At 73.7% G+C, this 20,165-nt stretch carries 13 protein-coding genes; 11 read left to right on the forward strand and 2 right to left on the reverse strand.

Going from position 1 to position 20,165, the window contains the following annotated elements; genetic code table 11:
- Positions 1-116: 116 nt before the first annotated feature.
- The 4 genes from AB0F62_RS19670 to AB0F62_RS19685 all read left to right on the forward strand — a co-directional run bounded on the left by AB0F62_RS19670 (position 117) and on the right by AB0F62_RS19685 (position 5,275).
- The gene (locus AB0F62_RS19670; protein WP_361800179.1) at positions 117-644 is read left to right on the forward strand and encodes a hypothetical protein; all 528 of its coding nucleotides are present in this window, start codon (positions 117-119) and stop codon (positions 642-644) included.
- A gap of 77 nt (positions 645-721) precedes the next feature.
- A complete protein-coding gene (locus tag AB0F62_RS19675) occupies positions 722-1,708 on the forward strand; it encodes an HNH endonuclease (RefSeq protein WP_361800182.1) in 987 nt (328 codons plus the stop codon).
- Positions 1,709-1,716: 8 nt separating this feature from the next.
- Positions 1,717-4,014 carry an SUKH-4 family immunity protein gene (locus tag AB0F62_RS19680; RefSeq protein ID WP_361800185.1) on the forward strand — a complete coding sequence of 766 codons (2,298 nt, stop codon included), beginning with the start codon at positions 1,717-1,719 and terminating at the stop codon, positions 4,012-4,014.
- A gap of 298 nt (positions 4,015-4,312) precedes the next feature.
- Positions 4,313-5,275: a DivIVA domain-containing protein gene (locus tag AB0F62_RS19685; RefSeq protein ID WP_361800188.1), complete on the forward strand. Its 963-nt coding sequence runs from the start codon at positions 4,313-4,315 to the stop codon at positions 5,273-5,275.
- On the opposite strand, the gene AB0F62_RS19690 is transcribed toward AB0F62_RS19685, so the two are convergent.
- Together AB0F62_RS19690 and AB0F62_RS19695 are read right to left on the reverse strand one after the other, a co-directional pair.
- A complete protein-coding gene (locus AB0F62_RS19690) occupies positions 5,260-5,844 on the reverse strand; it encodes a Uma2 family endonuclease (protein ID WP_361800191.1) in 585 nt (194 codons plus the stop codon). The two genes, AB0F62_RS19685 and AB0F62_RS19690, sit on opposite strands and share 16 nt — an antisense overlap.
- A gap of 4 nt (positions 5,845-5,848) precedes the next feature.
- Positions 5,849-7,333, reverse strand: a complete 1,485-nt coding sequence (locus AB0F62_RS19695; protein ID WP_361800194.1) for an MDR family MFS transporter — start codon at positions 7,331-7,333, stop codon at positions 5,849-5,851.
- A gap of 370 nt (positions 7,334-7,703) precedes the next feature.
- On the opposite strand from AB0F62_RS19695, the gene AB0F62_RS19700 reads away from it, so the two are divergent.
- From AB0F62_RS19700 to AB0F62_RS19730, 7 genes are all read left to right on the forward strand, one after another.
- Positions 7,704-8,492, forward strand: a complete 789-nt coding sequence (locus AB0F62_RS19700) for an ABC transporter ATP-binding protein (protein ID WP_361800197.1) — start codon at positions 7,704-7,706, stop codon at positions 8,490-8,492.
- Positions 8,489-11,068: an FtsX-like permease family protein gene (locus AB0F62_RS19705; protein WP_361800200.1), complete on the forward strand. Its 2,580-nt coding sequence runs from the start codon at positions 8,489-8,491 to the stop codon at positions 11,066-11,068. The genes AB0F62_RS19700 and AB0F62_RS19705 overlap by 4 nt, the downstream gene beginning before the upstream one ends.
- 905 nt (positions 11,069-11,973) lie before the next feature.
- Positions 11,974-15,513, forward strand: a complete 3,540-nt coding sequence (mfd, locus tag AB0F62_RS19710; protein ID WP_361800203.1) for a transcription-repair coupling factor — start codon at positions 11,974-11,976, stop codon at positions 15,511-15,513.
- A gap of 457 nt (positions 15,514-15,970) precedes the next feature.
- Positions 15,971-16,618, forward strand: a complete 648-nt coding sequence (locus AB0F62_RS19715) for a DUF4956 domain-containing protein (RefSeq protein ID WP_361800206.1) — start codon at positions 15,971-15,973, stop codon at positions 16,616-16,618.
- Complete coding sequence (locus AB0F62_RS19720; protein ID WP_361800209.1) at positions 16,615-17,469, forward strand: polyphosphate polymerase domain-containing protein; 855 nt, start codon at positions 16,615-16,617, stop codon at positions 17,467-17,469. Before AB0F62_RS19715 ends, AB0F62_RS19720 begins: the two co-directional genes overlap by 4 nt.
- Positions 17,466-18,383, forward strand: coding sequence for a hypothetical protein (locus AB0F62_RS19725; protein WP_361800212.1), 918 nt, complete (start codon positions 17,466-17,468; stop codon positions 18,381-18,383). Before AB0F62_RS19720 ends, AB0F62_RS19725 begins: the two co-directional genes overlap by 4 nt.
- A 575-nt stretch (positions 18,384-18,958) precedes the next feature.
- On the forward strand, positions 18,959-20,065 hold the full coding sequence (locus tag AB0F62_RS19730) for an acyltransferase (protein WP_361800215.1): 1,107 nt from the start codon (positions 18,959-18,961) through the stop codon (positions 20,063-20,065).
- The last annotated feature ends 100 nt before the right edge of the window (positions 20,066-20,165 follow it).

Genomic DNA, 20,165 nt, shown 5'->3' on the forward strand with positions numbered 1-20,165 from the left:
ACAAGGGACGCTGTCCATAGGCGAGTTGGGGGCCGTGCTGAACGGGAGCGCGGGCGCCGCGGGCGCGCCGGTCCCGGAAGGGTCGCTCACCGCCCACCGGGCCGCGCACCGCCCATGTGACGGCCACGGTCGCCACGCGGCAGGCGTTCTGGGGCGATGGCGAGTTGGACCTGCCGCTGCCCTCCGCCCACCGACCCGGCGACGCCGAAAGGCTCGTGAGCGGGATCGCCGGCGCCCTGAGGGAGTGCCGCAGCTTCGCGATGACCGACGGCGAGGGGCCTACCCGGTATTTCGCCGTCCGGCCCGCGAAGGCCCCCGCCGCGGGCGACGAGGCGATCGCGTACGTGCTGACCGGCACCGGGGACGGGAGGAGCGGCACCGCCACCGTGACCGGCGTGCGCCCGGCGGCGTCGTCGTCGGCCGCCGCGGTCCCCCGTAGCCCTTCGGGCCCGGGAGGTGCCCCCACCACCGCGTCTCCTTCTCCGCCTCGCCGGGCTCGGCCCTCGACCCGCTCCGTGCTCCACCCCACCTGTCCACGCGGCCTCTACGTCACCGTCAAGCCGTCCGGAGACCCCGGGGGACCGCCCGTCGCGGTCGTGCGCGCGCAGCACGGCGAACTCGCGGCGGCCGCCGCCCATCCGTGACCGGAACCAGCGGAAGAGCCTATTGCCACACCCCATAGGCTGTGCCCAACACCAGATTCAGCATGGGGGCATCCGCAATGACGACAGGTCGGCTCGGGCATCGGGCCGCGCCACCGAACGCGGCCTACGCCGGTCAGATCGTGCACTTCCCCGACCCGGTGCGGCGCGCCCGTCATCCGCAGGGCGTACGCGTGGACGAGCGCGGCTTCCCCGATTTCTCGCCGTACGCCCGTGCCGCGGCCGAGATCGCCGAGCCGCCGGACGGTTTCGGCATCGACGAACTCCGGCTGACCGACTACGTGTCGGCCAACGCCGCGCTGCACGCCGCCGGTCACGAGCTGTGGGACAGCCTGTCCCCCGTCGCCACACCGCACGGCTGGACCTGGCACCACGTCGTCGGCAGCCGCCGTCTGGAACTGATCCCCGCCGAGGTCAAGTCGCTGCTGCGGCACCACGGCGGTCTGGCCACCACCGCCTCCGCCGACCACGACAAGCGCGGCACCCGCCCGCTGCAGGAGACCCGCCCGGTCCACTTCGGCCTGCGCAAGGACGGGGTCGCCGTGACCGAGGAGCAGGTCCGGGACGTGGAGGAGGAGCTCGGCTACCGGCTGCCCGGCGCCTACCGCACCTTCCTCAAGGCGGCGGGCGGCAGCGCGCCGCGCGGCGTCGCCCTGCTGCCCATGCTGGGCCTCCTGATCGACCAGCCCTTCTTCACCGTGCGGGACGAGGCGGCGGTCAACGACCTCGTCTACGTCAACAAGTGCCTGCGCGACCACCTCACCAAGGACTACCTCGCGATCTCCTACGTCCAGGGCGGCGTGCTCGCGGTGAAGGCGCGCGGCGCGGACCTGGGCTCCATGTGGCTGTGCGCGTACGACGACGTGCGCGACGCCGACGGCGCCTTCGGCTCCACCGAGGAGCGGGTGGCCGGGCTGCTGCTGCCGTGCGGCGAGGACTTCGACGCCTTCCTGGCCGCGCTCGCCGGCGACCCGCCGGAGCTGGGGACGGTGGCGAACCTGATGGTCGACGGCGGCTTCGCCCGCGCCGTCCCGGTGGAGGGGTGAGGCAGGAGATGGTCACGTTCGCGCAGGCGCAGGAGCGCGCAGAGCGGTGGATCAACGCCGACGTCCCGGCCTACCTCGCCCGCGATGTGCGGGTGCGGGAGTTCGACCGGGGCTTCGTGGTCTGGTCAGAGCCCAGGGACGGCGGGCCGACCTCGGACGACGGGGAGACCCGCATCGTCATCGCCCGCGACAGCGGCGAGGCCACGCTCTGGCCCGCACTGCCGGTGGGCGAGATCATCCGCCGCTGGGAGGAGACCTACGCCGCCGTCGCCGACGCGGTCCCGGACACCCCGGAGCCGCCGCGGCGGATCGACCTGGAGGCCACGTCGTTCCTGCTGAGCCCGCCGCAGTGGCTCCAGGACGCCGCCGACCGGCTCGGCATCCCCGACCGCCGCGGCGAGTCCGCCGTCGCGGACGCCACGCCGATCCCGGGCCCGGCGCCGGTCGCGTCGCCCGGCTCCGACACGCCCACCGAGCCGTACGTTCCGACCCCGACCCCGGCGATGCCGATGCCGTACGGCGGGGCGCCCACCCCGCCGCCCGCGACGTGGCGGGACGCCAACGACAGCCAGGGCGCGGGGGCGTCCGTGCCGCCGCCGGCGACCGTGTACGCGCCGCCGATCAGCGACTCGGACGACGCCCACACCCCGCCGCCCATGACGAGCGCGGACGCCAGCACCGAACGGCTGCCCGGCGTGGCCGAGTCCGGGACGCCGCTGCCGCGGCCCCAGGGACAGGCCGGGTACGGCTACCCCGGCGCCGGCACGAGCGCGCCGCCCCCGCCCCCGCCGTTCGGCGGTCCCGCCGTGGTTCCGCCGCCCCCGCCGCGGCCCGCGGTCGGCCGGCAGGGTCCGCCTCCGCCGCCGCCCGCGCCGTCCACCCCCGCCCGGCCCGCGTCCGGCGACATGCACCACGCCGCGACGATGCTGTCCCGCCCGGACAGCCCGTTGCCGCCGCCCCCGCCGCCGCCCGGACCGGGTCGCGGCGCCGCCGACGTCGCCGCCGCGGAGACCTCGAAGGCCGGTCCGCCCGGTCCGCCCCCGCCCCCGCCCGGTCCGGGGGTGCCCGGCACCCCGGCCGCGGGGTACGTGCCGACGCAGCTGGTCCAGGCGCTGCCGGCGAACGAGCCGCCCGGCCCGCCCGCACCGCCGGCGCCGGCCGCCCCGGACGTGCACCAGGCCGCGACGATGCTGTCCCGCCCCGACGGCGGCGCGGCCCCGCCGCCCCCGCCCCCGCCGCCCGGCCCCGTGGCGGCGGCGCCGCAGCCCGCTGCGTACGGCTATCCGCAGCCCCCCGCGCAGCCGCAGCCGCCCTCCGGGGTGCCCACGGTCGGCCCCGGCTACATGGCCGTGCTCCGGTACCGCGCGCAGGACGGCTCCGAGCAGCAGCTGATCCGCCGCTCCGCGCCCGGCACCCCGCACCCGGAGTGGCAGATCCTGCACGAGCTGCGCGCCCTCGGCGTGCCGCCGCAGGCGGTGCTGGAGCTGCACACCGAGCTGGAGTCGTGCGACCTGCCGGGCGGCTACTGCGCCCGGATGATCCGCGAGACCTGGCCCCAGGTGCGGATCAGCAGCACCGCCCCGTACGGCAAGGACCACGCGAGCCGCCGGGCGGGCGTCCAGCACCTGCTGACGCACCTCGGCGAGCTGCACCAGGTGGCGAGCGCCCCGGCGCACGCCCACCCGCACCGGGTGCCGATGCCCGAGCCGCACCAGATCCAGCGGGTCCCCCCGATCCCGCTCGACGCGATCGGCCAGGAGCTGGTGCAGTCCTTCGGTCCGCAGGGCGTGTTCCGCTTCGACCAGCGGGCGGTGGCGCGCCAGGGCGTGCCGGACGTCGTCGCGCAGACCCTGACCTGGTCCGGGCTGCCGGTGGACTTCGGCCCGTTCTTCTGGGCGCAGGCCCAGCCGGGGCGGCCGGTGCCGACCCTGGCGGAGCTGGCGGCCGAGCGCGGCGTGCAGCCGGCGCCGGACGCGGGCTCGTATCTGGTGATGGGCAATGACTTCGGCCGCCAGTTGTGCGTGCAGTTCGGTACGGCGCACATCGTCGCGGTGCCGCTGGAGGCCGGACCGGGTGGTGCGCCGGCCGTGCCGCAGTTCGTCAACTCCAGCCTGCCGGAGTTCGTCCGCTGCCTCGCGCTGCTCGGGAAGATGTGGCGCTGGCGGCTGGGCCTGACACCGGAGCAGGCGGGCCGCTGGACGGTCGACTTCCAGAACCAGCTGGCCGCGCTCGACCCGGCGGCGGTGGCGTCCCCCGAGCACTGGTGGCCGGTGCTCATCGAGCAGATGTGGGACGGGATGCTCTAGCCAGGGCCTGTCGTCGCATTCCCTCCCCCAGCCTTCGGCCGGGGGTGCCCCCACGCCGTGTTGTCGAATCGTCCGAGTAGCCCACTACGAGGACGAACTCCGCCTTGCGATGCACCGCACGTGGGGGCACCTCACAGCGGTAGCCGGGGGAGCCAATGCGACGACAGGCCCTGGGCCGGGCCCGGCCGGCTCCGCACCGCGGCTTCGGACGGCGCCCCGGCGGCCCGCCGGTCCGTTCGAATCCGTGGTCGGAGTGTCGCGTTATGGGCAAATCGGGCAAATCCCCGAGAATGGGGGTATGAGTACGGCACACCCCCGCGGCGGCCCCGGCTTCGCCACCGTCCGTGGCCGCGGGTACCGCACCGAACAGGTCGACCGCTTCCTGGAGGAGCTGTCGGAGGATCGCGACGCCGCGTGGGAGCGTGCCGCGCGGCTCACCGTCCTGGCCAACGAGATGGCGGCGGAGTGCGCGGCACTCCGCGATGTGGTCGCCACGCTGTCGCCGCCGACCTATGAATCCCTCGGCAAGGGCGCGCTGGATCTGCTGCGGCTCGTCGAGGAGGAGGCCGCCTCCGTACGCGAACAGGCCGACGAGGAGGCCCGGCACGCCCAGGACGCGGCCCAGGCCGCCCGTCGTACGCTCATGGACGAGGCCCGTGCCGCCGCCCATGCCCGCCGCGCCGAGGCCGACGCGGAGGCCGAGCAGGCGCTGGAGCGGTATGGCGCCGACGCCGGGCGGATCGCCGACGAGGCCCGTGAGGAGGCCGGCCGACTGGGGGACGAGGCCGACCGGGACCTCGACGCGGCCCGCGCGGACAACGAGCAGGTCTTCGCCGAGCTGGAGAAGGACCACCGCGAGCGTTTCGACACCCAGGAGCACGAACTCGCCGAGCGCGAGGCCGGCGTCGACTCCCGGCTGGCCGAACTCACCTCCTACGCCGAGGCCATGGTGGACGACGCCCGCCGGGCCCTGGCGGAGACGGAGGAGGGCGCCCGGCGCCGCCAGGAGGAGGCCGACGCCACCGCCGCGGAACTCCTCGCCCAGGCCCGGGTGCGGGAGGAGCGCATCCGCCTGGCCGCCGAACGCGAGCTGCGCGAGCACGAGGTCAGGCGCGAGGAGATCCGCGCGCACCTCGCCCACGTCCGCGGCAGCCTCGCCGCCCTCACCGGTCGCGAGGTCCCGGACGCCGACGAGGAGCCGGGGCCCGCCGCCCCGGAGGTGCCCGCTCCCTCCCCCGGGGAGGATCAGGAACCGTCGTAGGCGGGGAACTCCCCGCTGTCCACGACCCAGGGCCCCACGGCGACGGCGTCTCCGAAGGCGTAGTCGTGGCGCGCCCGGTAGCGGGGGCCGTCGTCGCCGGGCGACGGTCCCGGATCGGAGAGGACGGCGAGCGTCTTGTCTCGCGGGTCGATGATCAGGTACAGCGGGATCCCCATGGCGGGGTAGTCCCGGGTCTTCTCGCGGTAGTCGTTCTCCGGGTTGGACGTGGAGATGACCTCGGCCACCAGGGCGACGTCGGCGGGGTCGAGGAACCCGGGCGTGTCGAGGGCCTGTTCGGCCACGACGACGAGGTCCGGGCGGCGCATGCGCCCTATGGCGGGAGCCTCGATCTCGGGACCGCTGTGGGCCACGTGACCGGCCCAGTGCGGATCGTCGGCCATCTGCCGCTCGATCTGCCGCCGCAGCCGCAGGGCGATCAGCTCGTGCCGGTTGACCGGCGCCATCAGCAACGTGATGACGCCCTCGCCGATCTCCACGGCCCAGGTGTCCTCGCGCTCCATCAACTCGTCGGCGATGGCCCGCATGCGCGCGTAGGTCTTCGCGTCCACGGTGTCAACGTACCGCCGGGTCCTCCTCCAGGACCGGGAAGCGGCGGGGGGCCACCAGCAGGACGGCGGCAAGCGACAGGACCGCCGCCACCGTCGCGCCGACGTAGACGTGGTCGACGGCCGCCGCGACGGCGCGGCGCACCTGCTCGTCGGCGTGGGCGGCGCCGGCGATGGCGTCGAGATCGGTGCCGGAGCCGTGCAGGCGGGCGGCGAGGGTGGCGTTGGCGACGGCGCCGAAGACGGCCGCGCCGACGCTCTGGCCGACCTGGCGGCAGAAGAGGATCGACGAGGTGGCGGTGGCCCGCTCGCTCCACGGGACGGTGGACTGCACGCCGACGATCAGGGGGAGCTGGAAGAGCCCGAGGGCGGCGCCGAGGGCCAGCATCACCAGGGTGGGCTGCCAGGCGGGACCGGCGTAGGGGAGCAGGACGAGCACGACGAGGACGGCGGTGGCGGCCGCCATGCCGAGGGCCGCGGTGTTGCGGAAGCCGATGCGCAGGTAGACGCGGTTGCTGAGGGCGGCGGAGACGGGCCAGCTGAGCGTCATCACCGAGAGCACGAAGCCCGCCGCGATCGGGCCGAGCCCGAGCACGGTCTGCGCGTATGTCGGGACGAAGACCGTCGGGGCGACCATCAGGACGCCGAGCATGCCGAGGGCCAGGTTGACGGCGACGATCACCCGGCGCCGCCAGACCCAGCCGGGGATGATCGGCTCCGCGGCCCGGCGCTCGGCCCACACGGTGAGGGCGCCCATGACGAGGCTGCCGCCGAGCAGCCACCACCGGGCGGGCCCGTCCTGGACGAGGCCGGTGATCAGCAGACCGCCGGAGAGGAAGAGCAGCAGCGCCCCCTGCCAGTCGACGCGGTGCCGCGTGCGGTCGGCGACCGTCTCGCGCAGATGGCGGGAGATGAGGAACAGCGCGACCGCGCCGACGGGCAGGTTGATCAGGAAGATCCAGCGCCAGCTGGCGTACCCGGCGAACAGCCCGCCGCACAGCGGCCCGAGGACGGCGGAGACGGCCCAGACCGTGGAGATCGCCGCCTGGATGCGGCCGCGCTCCTTCAGCGGGTACAGGTCGCCCGCGACCGTCTGCACGGTGCCCTGGATGGCGCCGCCGCCGAGCCCCTGCACGATGCGGAAGGCGATCAGCCCCGCCATGTTCCAGGCCCCCGCGCACAGCACGGAGCCGAGCAGGAAGATCGCGATGCCGGCCAGCAGCACGGGTTTGCGGCCGAAGGTGTCGGCGAGCTTGCCGTAGACCGGAAGGGTCACCGTGACCGCGAGCAGATAGCCGGAGAAGAGCCAGGAGAAGACGGAGAAGCCGCCGAGGTCGCCGACGATCTGCGGGACCGCGGTGGAGATGATCGTGGAGTCCATCGCCGCCAGCGCCATGGCCAGCATGAGCGCGGCGACCACCGGACCGCGCCGTGGCGGGCTCTGCGGCCTCGCGGTGGCGGCTGCGGCCGTGGTCTGCCCGGTGCGCTCCACGGGACCCCCTCTGGTTGTGTGTACGACACACCATTCCATGCCGGGCGTCGCCCCGCACAGGGGGTATCCGCAGGCCGGACGGCCGGGCTTGAACCTCCCGCGACCGGAGGGTGCAGCATCGACCCCGAGCCGGGTCGGTCGAAAGTCGCAGTCCCCCTAGGGGTCACACCGAATTTTCTCCTACCCCCGGTTCGTACCGGCGGAGGACGAGGGCGCCCCCCTGGGCTCCCTAGCCTTCTGGTGGGGCTAACCCCCGGGCCGATACGGAGACGCGCACCATCGTCCCGGCCCCCTCCCCGAAGCCAGTCTTGGTACGCGACGACGCACGCCCGGAAACGGCGGCAACGACCACTCGAACAGGAGTCATCCAGTGACAACGGCAGTATCGATTCCCAAGTCCGGGGGTAGCGGAGAACGTACGGCCGTCGCCGCCCGGGCCCGTCAGGTGACCAAGGCGTACGGCTCCGGCGAGACCCGGGTCGTGGCCCTGGACGCGGTCGACGTCGACATCGAGCGCGGACGCTTCACCGCGATCATGGGGCCGTCCGGCTCCGGCAAGTCGACCCTGATGCACTGCCTCGCCGGTCTCGACACGGTGACCGAGGGCCAGATCTGGGTCGGTGAGACCGAGATCACCCAGCTGAAGGACAAGAAGCTCACCCAGCTGCGCCGAGACAAGATCGGCTTCATCTTCCAGGCCTTCAACCTGCTGCCGACCCTGAACGCGGCCGAGAACATCACGCTGCCCATGGACATCGCCGGGCGCAAGGCCGACCCCCAGTGGCTGCAGCGGGTCGTGGAGACCGTCGGCCTCGCCGGGCGCCTGAAGCACCGTCCCGGCCAGCTCTCCGGCGGTCAGCAGCAGCGCGTCGCCGTGGCCCGCGCCCTCGCCGCCCGGCCCGAGATCATCTTCGGTGACGAGCCGACCGGCAACCTCGACTCGCGCGCCGGCGCGGAGATCCTGGGCTTCCTGCGCCGCTCCGTCGACGAACTCGGCCAGACCATCGTCATGGTCACCCACGACCCGGTCGCCGCCTCCTACGCCGACCGCGTCCTCTACCTCGCCGACGGCCGGATCGTGGACGAGATGCGGGACCCGACCGCGGACTCCGTCCTCGAGCGCATGAAGGACTTCGACGCCCGCGGGAGGACGTCGTGACCGTCGTCAAGACCTCGATGCGCAACTTCCTCGCGCACAAGGGCCGCATGGCGCTCTCCGCCATCGCCGTCCTGCTCTCGGTGGGCTTCGTCTGCGGCACGCTCGTCTTCACCGACACCATGACCTCCACCTTCGACAAGCTCTTCGCCGCCACCGCCTCGGACGTCACCGTCACACCCAAGGGCGCGCCCAGCGACGACGAGATGCAGATGACCACCAAGGCGGCCACCGTGCCCGCCTCCGTGGTCGAGGAGCTGAAGCGGGTCGAGGGCGTCAAGTCCGCGTCGGGCGAGGCCAACAGCCAGACCCTGACGGTGACCGACGCCGCCGGTGAGAACCTCGGGCCCACCTCCGGCGCCCCCACCATCGGCACCAACTGGGACTCCACCGAGCTGCGTTCGGTCGACGTCACCTCCGGCCACGCCCCGCGCGGCCCCACCGAGGTGATGGTCGACGCCGACACCGCCGACAAGAAGCACCTGAAGCTGGGCGACGAGCTGCGGGTCATCGCCATCCCCGGTGAGTTCCGGGCCCGGATCAGCGGCATCGCCACCTTCAAGGTCACCAACCCCGGCGCGGCGATCTTCTACTTCGACACCGCCACCACCCAGACCAAGCTGCTCGGCGCCAAGGACGTCTTCAGCAGCGTCGGCCTGACCGCGAACACCGGGGTCAGCGACGAGCGGCTGAAGAAGAACGTCACCGCCGCCCTCGGCTCGGCCGCCGGCTACAAGGTGCAGACCCAGGCCGAGTGGACCGCCGAGAACCAGAAGGACATCGCCGGCTTCCTCGACGTCATCAAGTACGCGATGCTCGGCTTCGCCGGGATCGCCGTCCTCGTCGGCGTCTTCCTGATCGTCAACACCTTCTCGATGCTGGTCGCCCAGCGCACCCGCGAGATCGGGCTCATGCGGGCCATCGGCGCCAGCCGCCGCCAGGTCAACCAATCCGTGCTGGTCGAGGCGTTGCTGCTCGGTGTGGTGGGCTCCGTGCTCGGCATCGGCGGCGGCGTCGGGCTCGCCGTCCTGCTCATGAAGCTCATGGGCACCATGGGGATGAACCTCGACACCTCGTCCCTGACGGTCAAGGCCTCGACCCCGGTCGCCGGGCTCGTCCTCGGCGTCGTGGTGACCGTCCTCGCCGCCTACCTGCCCGCCCGGCGGGCCGGCAAGGTCTCCCCGATGGCCGCCCTCCGCGACGCCGGCACCCCCGCCGACGGCCGCTCCGGCAAGGTGCGCGCCGCGATCGGCCTGGTCCTCACCCTCGCGGGCGCCGCCGCGCTCCTCGCCGCGGTGCAGGCCACCAAGGCCGCGGACGGCTCGATGTTCCTCGGCCTCGGCGTCCTGCTCACCCTGGTCGGCTTCGTGGTCGTCGGGCCGCTGCTCGCCGGCTTCGTCGTCCGGGTGATCAGCGCGGGCGTCCTGCGGATCTTCGGCCCGGTCGGGCGCCTCGCCGAGCGCAACGCGCTGCGCAACCCGCGCCGCACCGGCGCCACGGCCGCCGCCCTGATGATCGGCCTCGCCCTCGTGGCGGGCCTGTCCGTGGTCGGCTCCTCGATGGTGGCCTCGGCGACCGACCAGCTCGACAAGTCGGTCGGCGCGGACTTCATCATCGCCTCCGACAGCGGCCAGCCGATCACCCCGCAGATCGAGCGGGCGATCAAGGCCGCGCCGGGCCTCGCCCACGTCACCGACTACAAGTCCCTCGACGTCAAGCTCACCGCCCCCGACGGGTCGGTGTCCGACACCTCCCTGTCCGCCGCGGACCCGACGTACGCACAGGACCTCCAGGTCAAGACCGTCGCCGGCGAGCTGTCGGCCGCGTACGGCGCGAACGCGATGTCGGTCGGCGAGGGATTCGCCGACAAGCACAAGGTCAAGCTCGGCGACAAGCTCTCCGTCCGCTTCGAGCACGGCGACACCGCCGCGCTGACCGTCGCCGCCATCACCTCCTCGGACACCGTCTTCGACCAGGGCGCGATGTACACCAACATCACGACCGCGGCGCGCTACGTGCCGGCCGACCGGATGCCGATCAACGACATCATGTTCGCCGCCGCCAAGGACGGGCAGCAGGAGGCGGCCTACGCGGGGCTGAAGAAGGCGCTGCACGACTTCCCGCAGGTCCAGGTCCGCAACCAGGCCGACTACAAGCAGCTGCTCAAGGACCAGATCGGCCAGCTGCTCAACCTGATCTACGGCCTGCTGGCCCTGGCGATCATCGTCGCGATCCTGGGCGTCGTGAACACGCTGGCCCTCTCGGTGGTCGAGCGCACCCGGGAGATCGGCCTGATGCGGGCGATCGGCATGTCGCGGCGGCAGCTGCGGCGCATGATCCGACTGGAGTCCATCGTCATCGCCCTCTTCGGCGCCGTGCTCGGCCTCGGCCTCGGCATGGGCTGGGGCGCCTCGGCCCAGCAGCTGCTGGCGCTCCAGGGGCTCGGGATCCTGGAGATCCCGTGGGGCACGATCGTCACCGTCTTCATCGGCTCGGCCTTCGTCGGACTCGTCGCGGCGCTGGTGCCGGCGTTTCGGGCGGGGCGGATGAATGTGCTGAACGCGATCGCGACGGAGTAGCGCGCGGGGCGCGCTGCGGTCCCGGGTGTGCGCTGTGTGCCCGGGGCCGTTGTCGTGTGCGGGTGCGTCGTGGTTGATGTGGGGGTTTCCCCGCCCGCCCTCCCGATTGCCCGGCGCGGTCAGGTGCCGCCTCGCGCGTGTGTGGTGGGCCGGGGTCGGGGCCTCCGGGGCTGGGCATTCTGGACCGCATATTTATGTGCATGGCGGGCGGTACTTGTTGTGCCGTCTGTGCCGCACAACAAATACACGTAAGTGTCCAGAACGCCCACCCCTACGACCCCGCCCCCTCCGTCTCGCTGCGCGCCTGATCCCCGGAGGGTGGTAAGGGGGCGGTCCGGGGTCGCCCCGGTTGCCTAGCCGACCCCCACCGGGTCAGGCACCCCGGGGGTACCGCCCAGCGGTAGCTGGGGGATGCAGGGGTGAGGAAGCGGTTCGGGGTTGCTGCGAGTGCCTTGCTGAACCCTCCTCCGGCCGTCGTGCGCCCACACGACCGGAGGGGGTGTGGCGGGGTGCTCCCCCTGGCTGAAGGTTGGGGGGGACGAGCGGCGGACCCGGCGCCGAATGATGTGGGGGTAAACCGCGAGCGTTGGTGGGGGTCCCCCCGGCCGGAGGCTGGGGGAGTGCGCCGGCGCGGCACCGACCCCACGCCAACAGAGCGCAGCCCGCACCGACCGCGCCGGATGGGGGTCCCCCCGGCCGAAGGCTGGGGGAGGGCGGGAGGGTGGGGGAGAAACCCCAACCGCAACCACAAGCGGCGCCGCACACAACGGACGCACACACGCCCACGCCCACAGCACCCGGCACCGGGTGTCAGCGAAGCGTCGTACGCTGGGACACCCCGGCTCGTTCGACGCGTCGGGCTGTTCGCGTTGCCTGCCTACGTTGCCACTGGGACGGAAAGCCACATGAGCCTGAACGGTCTGCTCGACGTCGTCGTGAACGACCCCGCGCTCGCGGAGGCCGTACGCGGTGCCGCGGACGGCAACCGCCCGCATGTCGACCTGGTGGGCCCGCCCGCGGCCCGCCCGCTGGCGCTGGCCGCGCTCGCGGCCCGCGCCGGCCGCACCGTGCTGGCGGTGACGGCGACCGGCCGGGAGGCCGAGGACCTGGCCGCGGCCCTGCAGTCGCTGCTGCCCGCGGACTCCGTCGTGGAGTACCAGGCGTGGGAGACACTGCCGCACGAGCGGCTCTCCCCCCGCTCGGACACCGTGGGCCGCCGCCTGGCCGTGCTGCGCCGTCTGGCGCACCCCAGTGCGGACGACCCGACCGCCGGTCCCGTGCGTGTCGTCGTCGCACCGATCCGCTCCGTGCTGCAGCCGCAGGTCAAGGGCCTGGGCGATCTGGTGCCGGTGGCCCTGCGCACCGGGCAGACCGCGGATCTGAACGGCGTGGTGGACGCCCTCGCGGCCGCCGCCTACGCCCGTGTGGAGCTGGTGGAGAAGCGCGGCGAGTTCGCCGTGCGCGGCGGGATCCTGGACGTCTTCCCGCCCACCGAGGAGCATCCGCTCCGGGTGGAGTTCTGGGGCGACGACGTGGAGGAGATCCGCTACTTCAAGGTGGCCGACCAGCGCTCGCTGGAGGTCGCCGAGCACGGGCTGTGGGCACCGCCCTGCCGGGAACTGCTGCTCACCGACGAGGTGCGGGAGCGGGCCGCCGCGCTCGCGGAGGAGCACCCGGAGCTGCGCGAGCTGCTGGACAAGATCGCCCAGGGCATCGCCGTGGAGGGCATGGAGTCCCTGGCGCCGGTGCTGGTGGACGACATGGAGCTGCTGCTGGACGTGCTGCCGGCCGGTTCGATGACCGTGGTGTGCGACCCGGAGCGGGTGCGCACCCGGGCGGCCGACCTCGTCGCGACGAGCCGCGAGTTCCTGGAGGCGTCCTGGGCGGCGTCCGCCGGCGGCGGCGAGGCGCCGATCGACCTGGGCGCGGCCTCCCTGTGGGGGATCGCCGACGTCCGGGACCGGGCCCGTGAGCTGGGCGTTCCCTGGTGGTCGGTGAGTCCGTTCGCGGCCGACGAGGAGCTGGACGCCGACACCCTCAAGCTCGGTATGCACGCTCCCGAGGTCTACCGCGGCGACACCGCCCGGGCGCTCGCCGACACCAAGGGCTGGCTGGCCGACGGCTGGCGCGCGGTCTATGTCACCGAGGGCCACGGCCCGGCCGCCCGCATCGTGGAGGTGCTGGGCAACGAGGGCATCGCGGCCCGTCTGGACACGGGGCTGGAGGGCCCGATCGAGCCCTCCGTGGTCCATGTGGCCTGCGGCTCGCTGGAGACCGGCTTCGTCGACCCGGAGCTGCGGATCGCCGTCCTCACCGAGACGGACCTGTCCGGCCAGAAGTCCTCCACCAAGGACATGGGCCGGATGCCGTCGCGGCGCCGCAAGACGATCGACCCCCTGACACTGCAGGCGGGCGACTTCATCGTGCACGAGCAGCACGGCGTCGGCCGCTACGTGGAGATGGTGCAGCGCACCGTCCAGGGAGCCACCCGCGAGTACCTGGTGGTCGAGTACGCGCCCGCGAAGAAGGGCCAGCCCGGCGACCGGCTCTTCGTGCCCACCGACCAGCTGGAGCAGATCACCAAGTACGTCGGCGGCGAGGCGCCCTCGCTGCACCGGCTGGGCGGCGCCGACTGGACGAAGACCAAGGCGCGCGCCAAGAAGGCCGTCAAGGAGATCGCCGCCGACCTGATCCGGCTGTACTCCGCCCGCATGGCCGCGCCCGGCCACACCTTCGGCCCGGACACCCCCTGGCAGCGGGAGCTGGAGGACGCGTTCCCGTACGCGGAGACCCCGGATCAGCTCACGACGATCGCCGAGGTCAAGGAGGACATGGAGAAGTCGGTCCCGATGGACCGGCTGATCTGCGGCGACGTCGGCTACGGCAAGACCGAGATCGCGGTGCGGGCGGCCTTCAAGGCCGTGCAGGACGGCAAGCAGGTCGCCGTCCTGGTGCCCACCACGCTGCTGGTCCAGCAGCACTTCGGCACCTTCTCCGAGCGCTACTCGCAGTTCCCGGTCGTGGTGAAGGCGCTCTCCCGCTTCCAGTCCGACGGTGAGGCCAAGGCCGTCCTGGAGGGCCTGCGGGAGGGCACGGTGGACGTCGTCATCGGCACGCACCGGCTGTTCTCGTCGGAGACCAAGTTCAAGGACCTGGGCCTGGTCATCGTCGACGAGGAGCAGCGCTTCGGCGTCGAGCACAAGGAGCAGCTGAAGAAGCTGCGGGCCAACGTCGACGTGCTGACCATGTCCGCCACGCCCATCCCGCGCACCCTGGAGATGGCGGTCACCGGCATCCGCGAGATGTCGACGATCACCACCCCGCCGGAGGAGCGGCACCCGGTGCTGACCTTCGTCGGCCCGTACGAGGAGAAGCAGATCGCCGCGGCGGTCCGCCGTGAACTGCTGCGCGAGGGCCAGGCCTTCTACATCCACAACCGGGTGGAGAGCATCGACAAGGCCGCCGCGCGGCTGCGCGACCTGGTGCCCGAGGCGCGGATCGCCACCGCGCACGGGCAGATGGGCGAGTCCGCGCTGGAGCAGGTCGTGGTGGACTTCTGGGAGAAGAAGTTCGACGTGCTGGTCTCCACGACGATCGTCGAGTCGGGCATCGACATCTCCAACGCCAACACCCTCATCGTCGAGCGCGGCGACAACTTCGGCCTCTCCCAGCTGCACCAGCTGCGGGGCCGGGTCGGCCGCGGCCGCGAGCGCGGCTACGCGTACTTCCTCTACCCGCCGGAGAAGCCGCTCACCGAGACCGCCCACGAGCGGCTGGCGACGATCGCCCAGCACACCGAGATGGGCGCCGGCATGTACGTCGCGATGAAGGACCTGGAGATCCGCGGCGCGGGCAACCTGCTCGGCGGCGAGCAGTCGGGCCACATCGCGGGCGTGGGCTTCGACCTGTACGTCCGCATGGTCGGCGAGGCCGTCGCGGACTACCGGGCGTCCCTTGAGGCGGGCGGCGGCGAGGTCGAGGAGGCCCCGCTGGAGGTGAAGATCGAGCTGCCGGTCGACGCGCACGTCCCGCACGACTACGCGCCCGGCGAGCGGCTGCGCCTGCAGGCGTACCGGTCGATCGCCGCGGTGAACTCCGAGGAGGACATCAAGGCCGTCCGCGACGAGCTCACCGACCGCTACGGCAAGCTGCCGGAGCCGGTGGAGAATCTGCTGCTGGTCGCCGGGCTGCGGTTGCTCGCCCGCCGTCTGGGGGTCTCCGACATCACCTTGCAGGGCAGCAACGTGCGCTTCTCCCCGGTGGAGTTGCGCGAGTCCCAGGAGCTGCGGCTGAACCGGCTCTACCCCCGGACGGTCGTGAAGCAGGCCGCCAAGCAGATCCTCGTACCGCGCCCGTCCACGGCGCGGATCGGCGGCAAGCCGGTGGTCGGCAGGGAACTGCTGGCGTGGACGGCGGAGTTGCTGACCGCGGTCCTGGACAGCTGAAGCCTCCGGGGAGGTGAACGGGCCCCGTCCGCGCGAGAGGAGACGCGCGGACGGGGCCCGTTCGTGATGCGGCCCGGCGTTTCCCGAACCGCCCCTGCCCTCACCCCTTCGAGTGACATTGCCCGGTGGCCGGAGTGAGCGCGTGATGCCGGGCCCGCCTCTCCCGCCTGGTGTTTCCCCCATGGTGCGGGGCCGGGGAGCGACTCCGGGCGGCTTGCCCGGCGCGGGGCGCGGGGCTAGCGTCCAACACCGCTGGACGCACCGTCCGGTGTTGATGGACGGATTCGCGTCCCGCCGGCGCCCGCCCACACCCCGACGGTGCGTCCCGCGCATTCTGGGCCCGGGGATCCGCCGCCCCATCCCCCTTTCCAAGGACGGATCCCCGGGACCCGGGCCTCACGACCCAGCCCGCGGAGGAAGAAGTGCCCGGACCACACCCGCCCGCCCGGTGCCGTTCATGACGCACGGACCATGGGAGCTCCTCGCGCGCGGCGGCCTGGACGTACTGGCCCTCATGGCACTGGTGGGCCTGCTGTACCGGCGCGGCAACCCGGCACCGCAGATGCCGCTGGTGCTCACCGCGCTGAACATCGGCCTGTTCGCGGCGATGAGCGCGATGGGCGCCGGCAAGTTCCCGGCCGGGGTCGGCTTCGGGCTGTTCGGCATGCTCTCCCTGGTCCGGCTGCGCAGCACCGCCTTCACCGCCCGGGACGTCGCGTACACCTTCACGGCCCTGGTCATCGCCTTGTGCGGGGGGCTGCCGCAGCGGGAGATCTGGCTCGTCGTGGCACTGCACGTGCTGGTCCTCGCCGCGGTCCTGGTCGTCGACGACCCGCACGCCCACCAGCCGACCCGCGTGGTGCGCCTCACCCTCGACCGGCTGTACGCCGACCCCGCGGCGATCCACCGCGAGGTCGCCCTGAGGTTCGGCCAGGAACCGCTCGCGGTCCTGGTGGACGAGGTCGACTTCGTACGGGAGACGACCCGGGTGTCGGTCCGCTACCGCGGCGACTCGCCCGTGAGCTGGGGCCTGCCCGAGGACGGGGCGGGGCCGCCCGCCGGGCGGAGCGGTCACGACAGCCCGCTCGAGAGCAGGCTCGTGTGACCGCCGCGGAGCCCTTCGCCGACGCGCTCGGCCTGCCCGGACTGCGCGGGGCGACCCTCGCCGAGGTCGACGCCGCCGCCGCGCTGCAGCACCGGGTCGACCGCAAGTACCTGCTGCCCGTGCTGTCGGCGCGCTGCCTGGTCGCCGCCCTGGCGCCGACGCACCACGTACTGGACCTCGGCGGCCGCCGTACCACCGGCTACCGCAGCACCTACTTCGACACCGCCGGGCTGAGCGCCTGGCACGCCCATGTGCAGGGGCGCAGGCGCCGCTGGAAGGTCCGCACCCGGCTGTACGTCGAGGACGGGCTGTGCCGCGTCGAGGTCAAGACCAAGGACGGGCGCGGCGCCACGGTCAAGCACGCCCGTACCCTCGCCGCCCGGGAGTACGGCCGCATGGGGGCCGGGGCGGCCGCCTTCGTCGACGACGTGCTCGGCGACGCGGGGGTCCCGGTCCGCGCCGGGGCGCTCTTCCCCGCGGGGGAGATCCGCTACGTCCGCGCGGCCCTCGCCGATCTGGAGGCGGGCAGCCGCGTCACCCTCGACGGACGGCTCACCTGCCACAACGGCGGGACGACCGCCGCGCTGGACCACGGCTTCGTCCTCGTCGAGACCAAGGGCGGCCCCCGGCCGGGCTCCGCCGACCGGCTGCTGATCGGCCTGGGGGTGCGGCCGCTGCCGCTCAGCAAGTACGTCGTCGGACAGGTCCTGCTCGTCCCCGGTCTCCCCGGCAACGACGTCCTCCGCCTGGTACGGCACTGCTTCCACGCCTTCCCGCGCACCGCACCGGCCGCCCGGGTCCCCGCCCCGTCCGGCCCGCCCCCGAACGAGACCGCCGGAACCGCGTGGTGAGCACGGCCCGCCGCAGGGCGCCGGCCCGTTCCGGGGCTCCGGTCCGTTCCCGCGCTCTCCGTACCGCGAGCCGGCGGTACCCGGTCGTCGCCGTCGTCGCCGCCGCGGCGGCCGTCCTCGGCCTGATCGGCATCCACGACCCCGGCCCCGCGGGTCCCGGGCAGGCCGCGGCCGCGGTACGGCGGATCGAGCAGAGTCCGCCGCCCCCGCTCTTCCCGGACGCCGAGGTGCGCGCCTGGTCCGCCCGGCTCGCGGAGCAGCGGCGAGCCGCCGACGCGCTGTACGCCCGGTGGCGGGCGGGGCACGGAACCGTCCGCGACGACCCGGCCTTCGTCCGCTGGGCCGCGAACCACGTCCCGGACCCGCCCTCCGCGGCCGAACGCGCCGCCGGACTCGGGCAGGCGCGCCGCCTCGCCCGCACCCGCACCGCCGCGGGCCGGGCGGCGGCCGCCTGGCTGGCCGCCCACGGTGAGCAGGACATCTGGCGCCTGTACCTGGACGACCAGCGCGAACTGCTGCCACGCGCCGAGGGCGAGGCCGCACGGGACCGCCTCGACGCCGCGCTGCAACTGGCCGGGACGATCGGCGTACGGCTGGCCGGCCACTACCGGCAGCCATACCCCTTTGTCCTCGACCCGGCCCTGCGCCCCGACCCGGCGGCCACCCGGGACACCGGTTGCGCCTGCGCCTACCCGGCGGCCCCCGCGGTCCGCTCCTCCGCCGCCGTCGCCGTCCTCACCGCCCTGGCCCCGCGGCGGGCCGCGGAGTACCGCTGGATGCAGGTCCAGGTGGTGCACGCCCGTCTGTACACCGCCGACCACCTGACGGGCGACCTGCTCGCCGGTGTGCTGCTCGGCTCACTGGTCGGCGATTACATCCGGGCGGCGGACAGCGCGGGAAAAAGTCGCGCATGACCGATGGCACCCCTGCTGACCTGGCAAGGGAGCACGCATCCGGGCCAGGTTCACCTGGACGCCACCCCAGGGCGACCGGCCTTCGGCGCATTCGGGCCCCGCACTCCCGAGGACGTCCCATAGTCTGCCGGGACAGGTGATATCGGACATCGACCGGAACGTGGATCCATGCACATCGCCGTCCTCGCCGGCTCCCCGGTGGCCGCCGGACCAGCCACCGCACCGCGTGACGCCGACCCGCCGGCCTCCGCGGGGCCGGCCGAGGCGCCCGGCCATGAAGCCGGCGAACCCGGGTACACGCGGTCGCAGGAACCGTTCGACCTCGCCCGGTCCGGAGAGCGGACGGGCCTCGCCCCGGGACCACCGGGCCGGTCCGCCCCGGGGATCACCCGCCCGCCGTGTCCGCGAGGGCGGGCCGCGGCCGTCGGGGGGCCGGTCCGCCCGCCGGCGGTACCGGGGAAGCCCCCGCCCGCGGCGGGGGCGCGCCGCGCAGCCATCCGATCCCGGGGCACGGCCGGACACCGGCCGGGCCCCGCGAGTGCAACCGGGAGTGACCGCCGATCTCCGCCCAGCCGATGACCACCGCCCCCGCCGCCCCGACAGCCGGTCACACGACCGGGACGAGCGAGGCGCGCGCCGCGCCGCCCGCCGCCCGGCCGCGCGAACACAGATACGACATCGACCTGTTGCGCGTCCTGTGCTCGATCGGCGTCATCGTCTGCCACTCCGCGGGCCAGTTCCTCAACGCGGTCGGCCGGCATCCGGAGGGCGGGCGGTCCGTCTACTGGATCGCGCTGGCCGGCGACGCCCTCAGCCGCTGCGCCGTGCCGTTGTTCTTCGCCATGGCCGGCTGGGTCGTGCTGTCGGGCGCCCCGCCCCGCGACGGGGCCCAGGTGCGCGGCCGGCTGACGCGCATCATCGTGCCGATGGCCGTGTGGACGGCCGGGTACCTGCTGTGGGATCGGGTGCGGGACGCCAACCCCCGCCCCACGCTCCGGGTGGCCTACGAGTCCCTGTTCGGTTCGGTCCAGCCCGCCTTCCACCTCTGGTACCTGTACGCCTACGTGCCGGTGATCCTGCTGCTGTCGCTCGTCGCCCTGGTCAAGGGTGGGAAGCGGCCCTATGGCCTGGCGGCCGTGTTCGTCGCCCTCGCGCTCGCGCCGACCCTCCTGGACGACGCCGCCGGACTGCTCCACGTGAAACTGCCCGCCTTCGCGTGGAACCCGCTTCCGTACCAGATCGCCTACGCCGCCGCCGGGGCGATCCTGCTGGCGCTGCCGCCCTCCGCGACGACCGGGCGCGGCCGGCGCCTGCTGTGGCTGGCGGGCGGGGTGTGCGGTTGGGCCGCGGTGGTCGGCTACGAGCACTTCGTGCACTACCCGTCCCCGTACGCCGGGGTGTTCGTGCCGTTCCTGGCCGGGGCGCTGCTGATGGCCCTGAACCGGATCACGGTCCCCGTACGCTTCCGGCCGCTGCTGTCCCGGCTCGGCGCCGCGGCCTTCGGCGCGTACCTGGTGCACCTGATGTTCCTGCGCGCCCTCGCCCCGCACCTGGTCGCGGCGGACGCGGGCTGGCTCGGCGCGGCCGGTCTGCTCACGCTGCTGGTGGCGGGGACCGTCGCCCTGTCCTTCGCCGCCAGCCTGCTGTGGACGCGCCTGCGGTTGAACCGCTGGCTGGGCTGAACCCCGGCATACGGGTACTCGCTCGCCTTCGGCGACGACGTGGGCGGTGGACTCCTCGGCGGCTTGGATCTCACCGGGATGAAGGGCATTACGGGGGAGA

Source organism: Streptomyces sp. NPDC026673, from assembly GCF_040638135.1.
Lineage (GTDB): Bacteria > Actinomycetota > Actinomycetes > Streptomycetales > Streptomycetaceae > Actinacidiphila.

Bases quoted from the DNA above. Each gene is read 5' to 3' on its own strand.
- AB0F62_RS19730 (WP_361800215.1), top strand. From the start codon at position 18,959: ATGACCACCGCCCCCGCCGCCCCGACAGCCGGTCACACGACCGGGACG.
- mfd (WP_361800203.1), top strand. From the start codon at position 11,974: ATGAGCCTGAACGGTCTGCTCGACGTCGTCGTGAACGACCCCGCGCTC.
- AB0F62_RS19680 (WP_361800185.1), top strand. From the start codon at position 1,717: ATGGTCACGTTCGCGCAGGCGCAGGAGCGCGCAGAGCGGTGGATCAAC.
- AB0F62_RS19715 (WP_361800206.1), top strand. From the start codon at position 15,971: ATGACGCACGGACCATGGGAGCTCCTCGCGCGCGGCGGCCTGGACGTA.
- AB0F62_RS19685 (WP_361800188.1), top strand. From the start codon at position 4,313: ATGAGTACGGCACACCCCCGCGGCGGCCCCGGCTTCGCCACCGTCCGT.
- AB0F62_RS19675 (WP_361800182.1), top strand. From the start codon at position 722: ATGACGACAGGTCGGCTCGGGCATCGGGCCGCGCCACCGAACGCGGCC.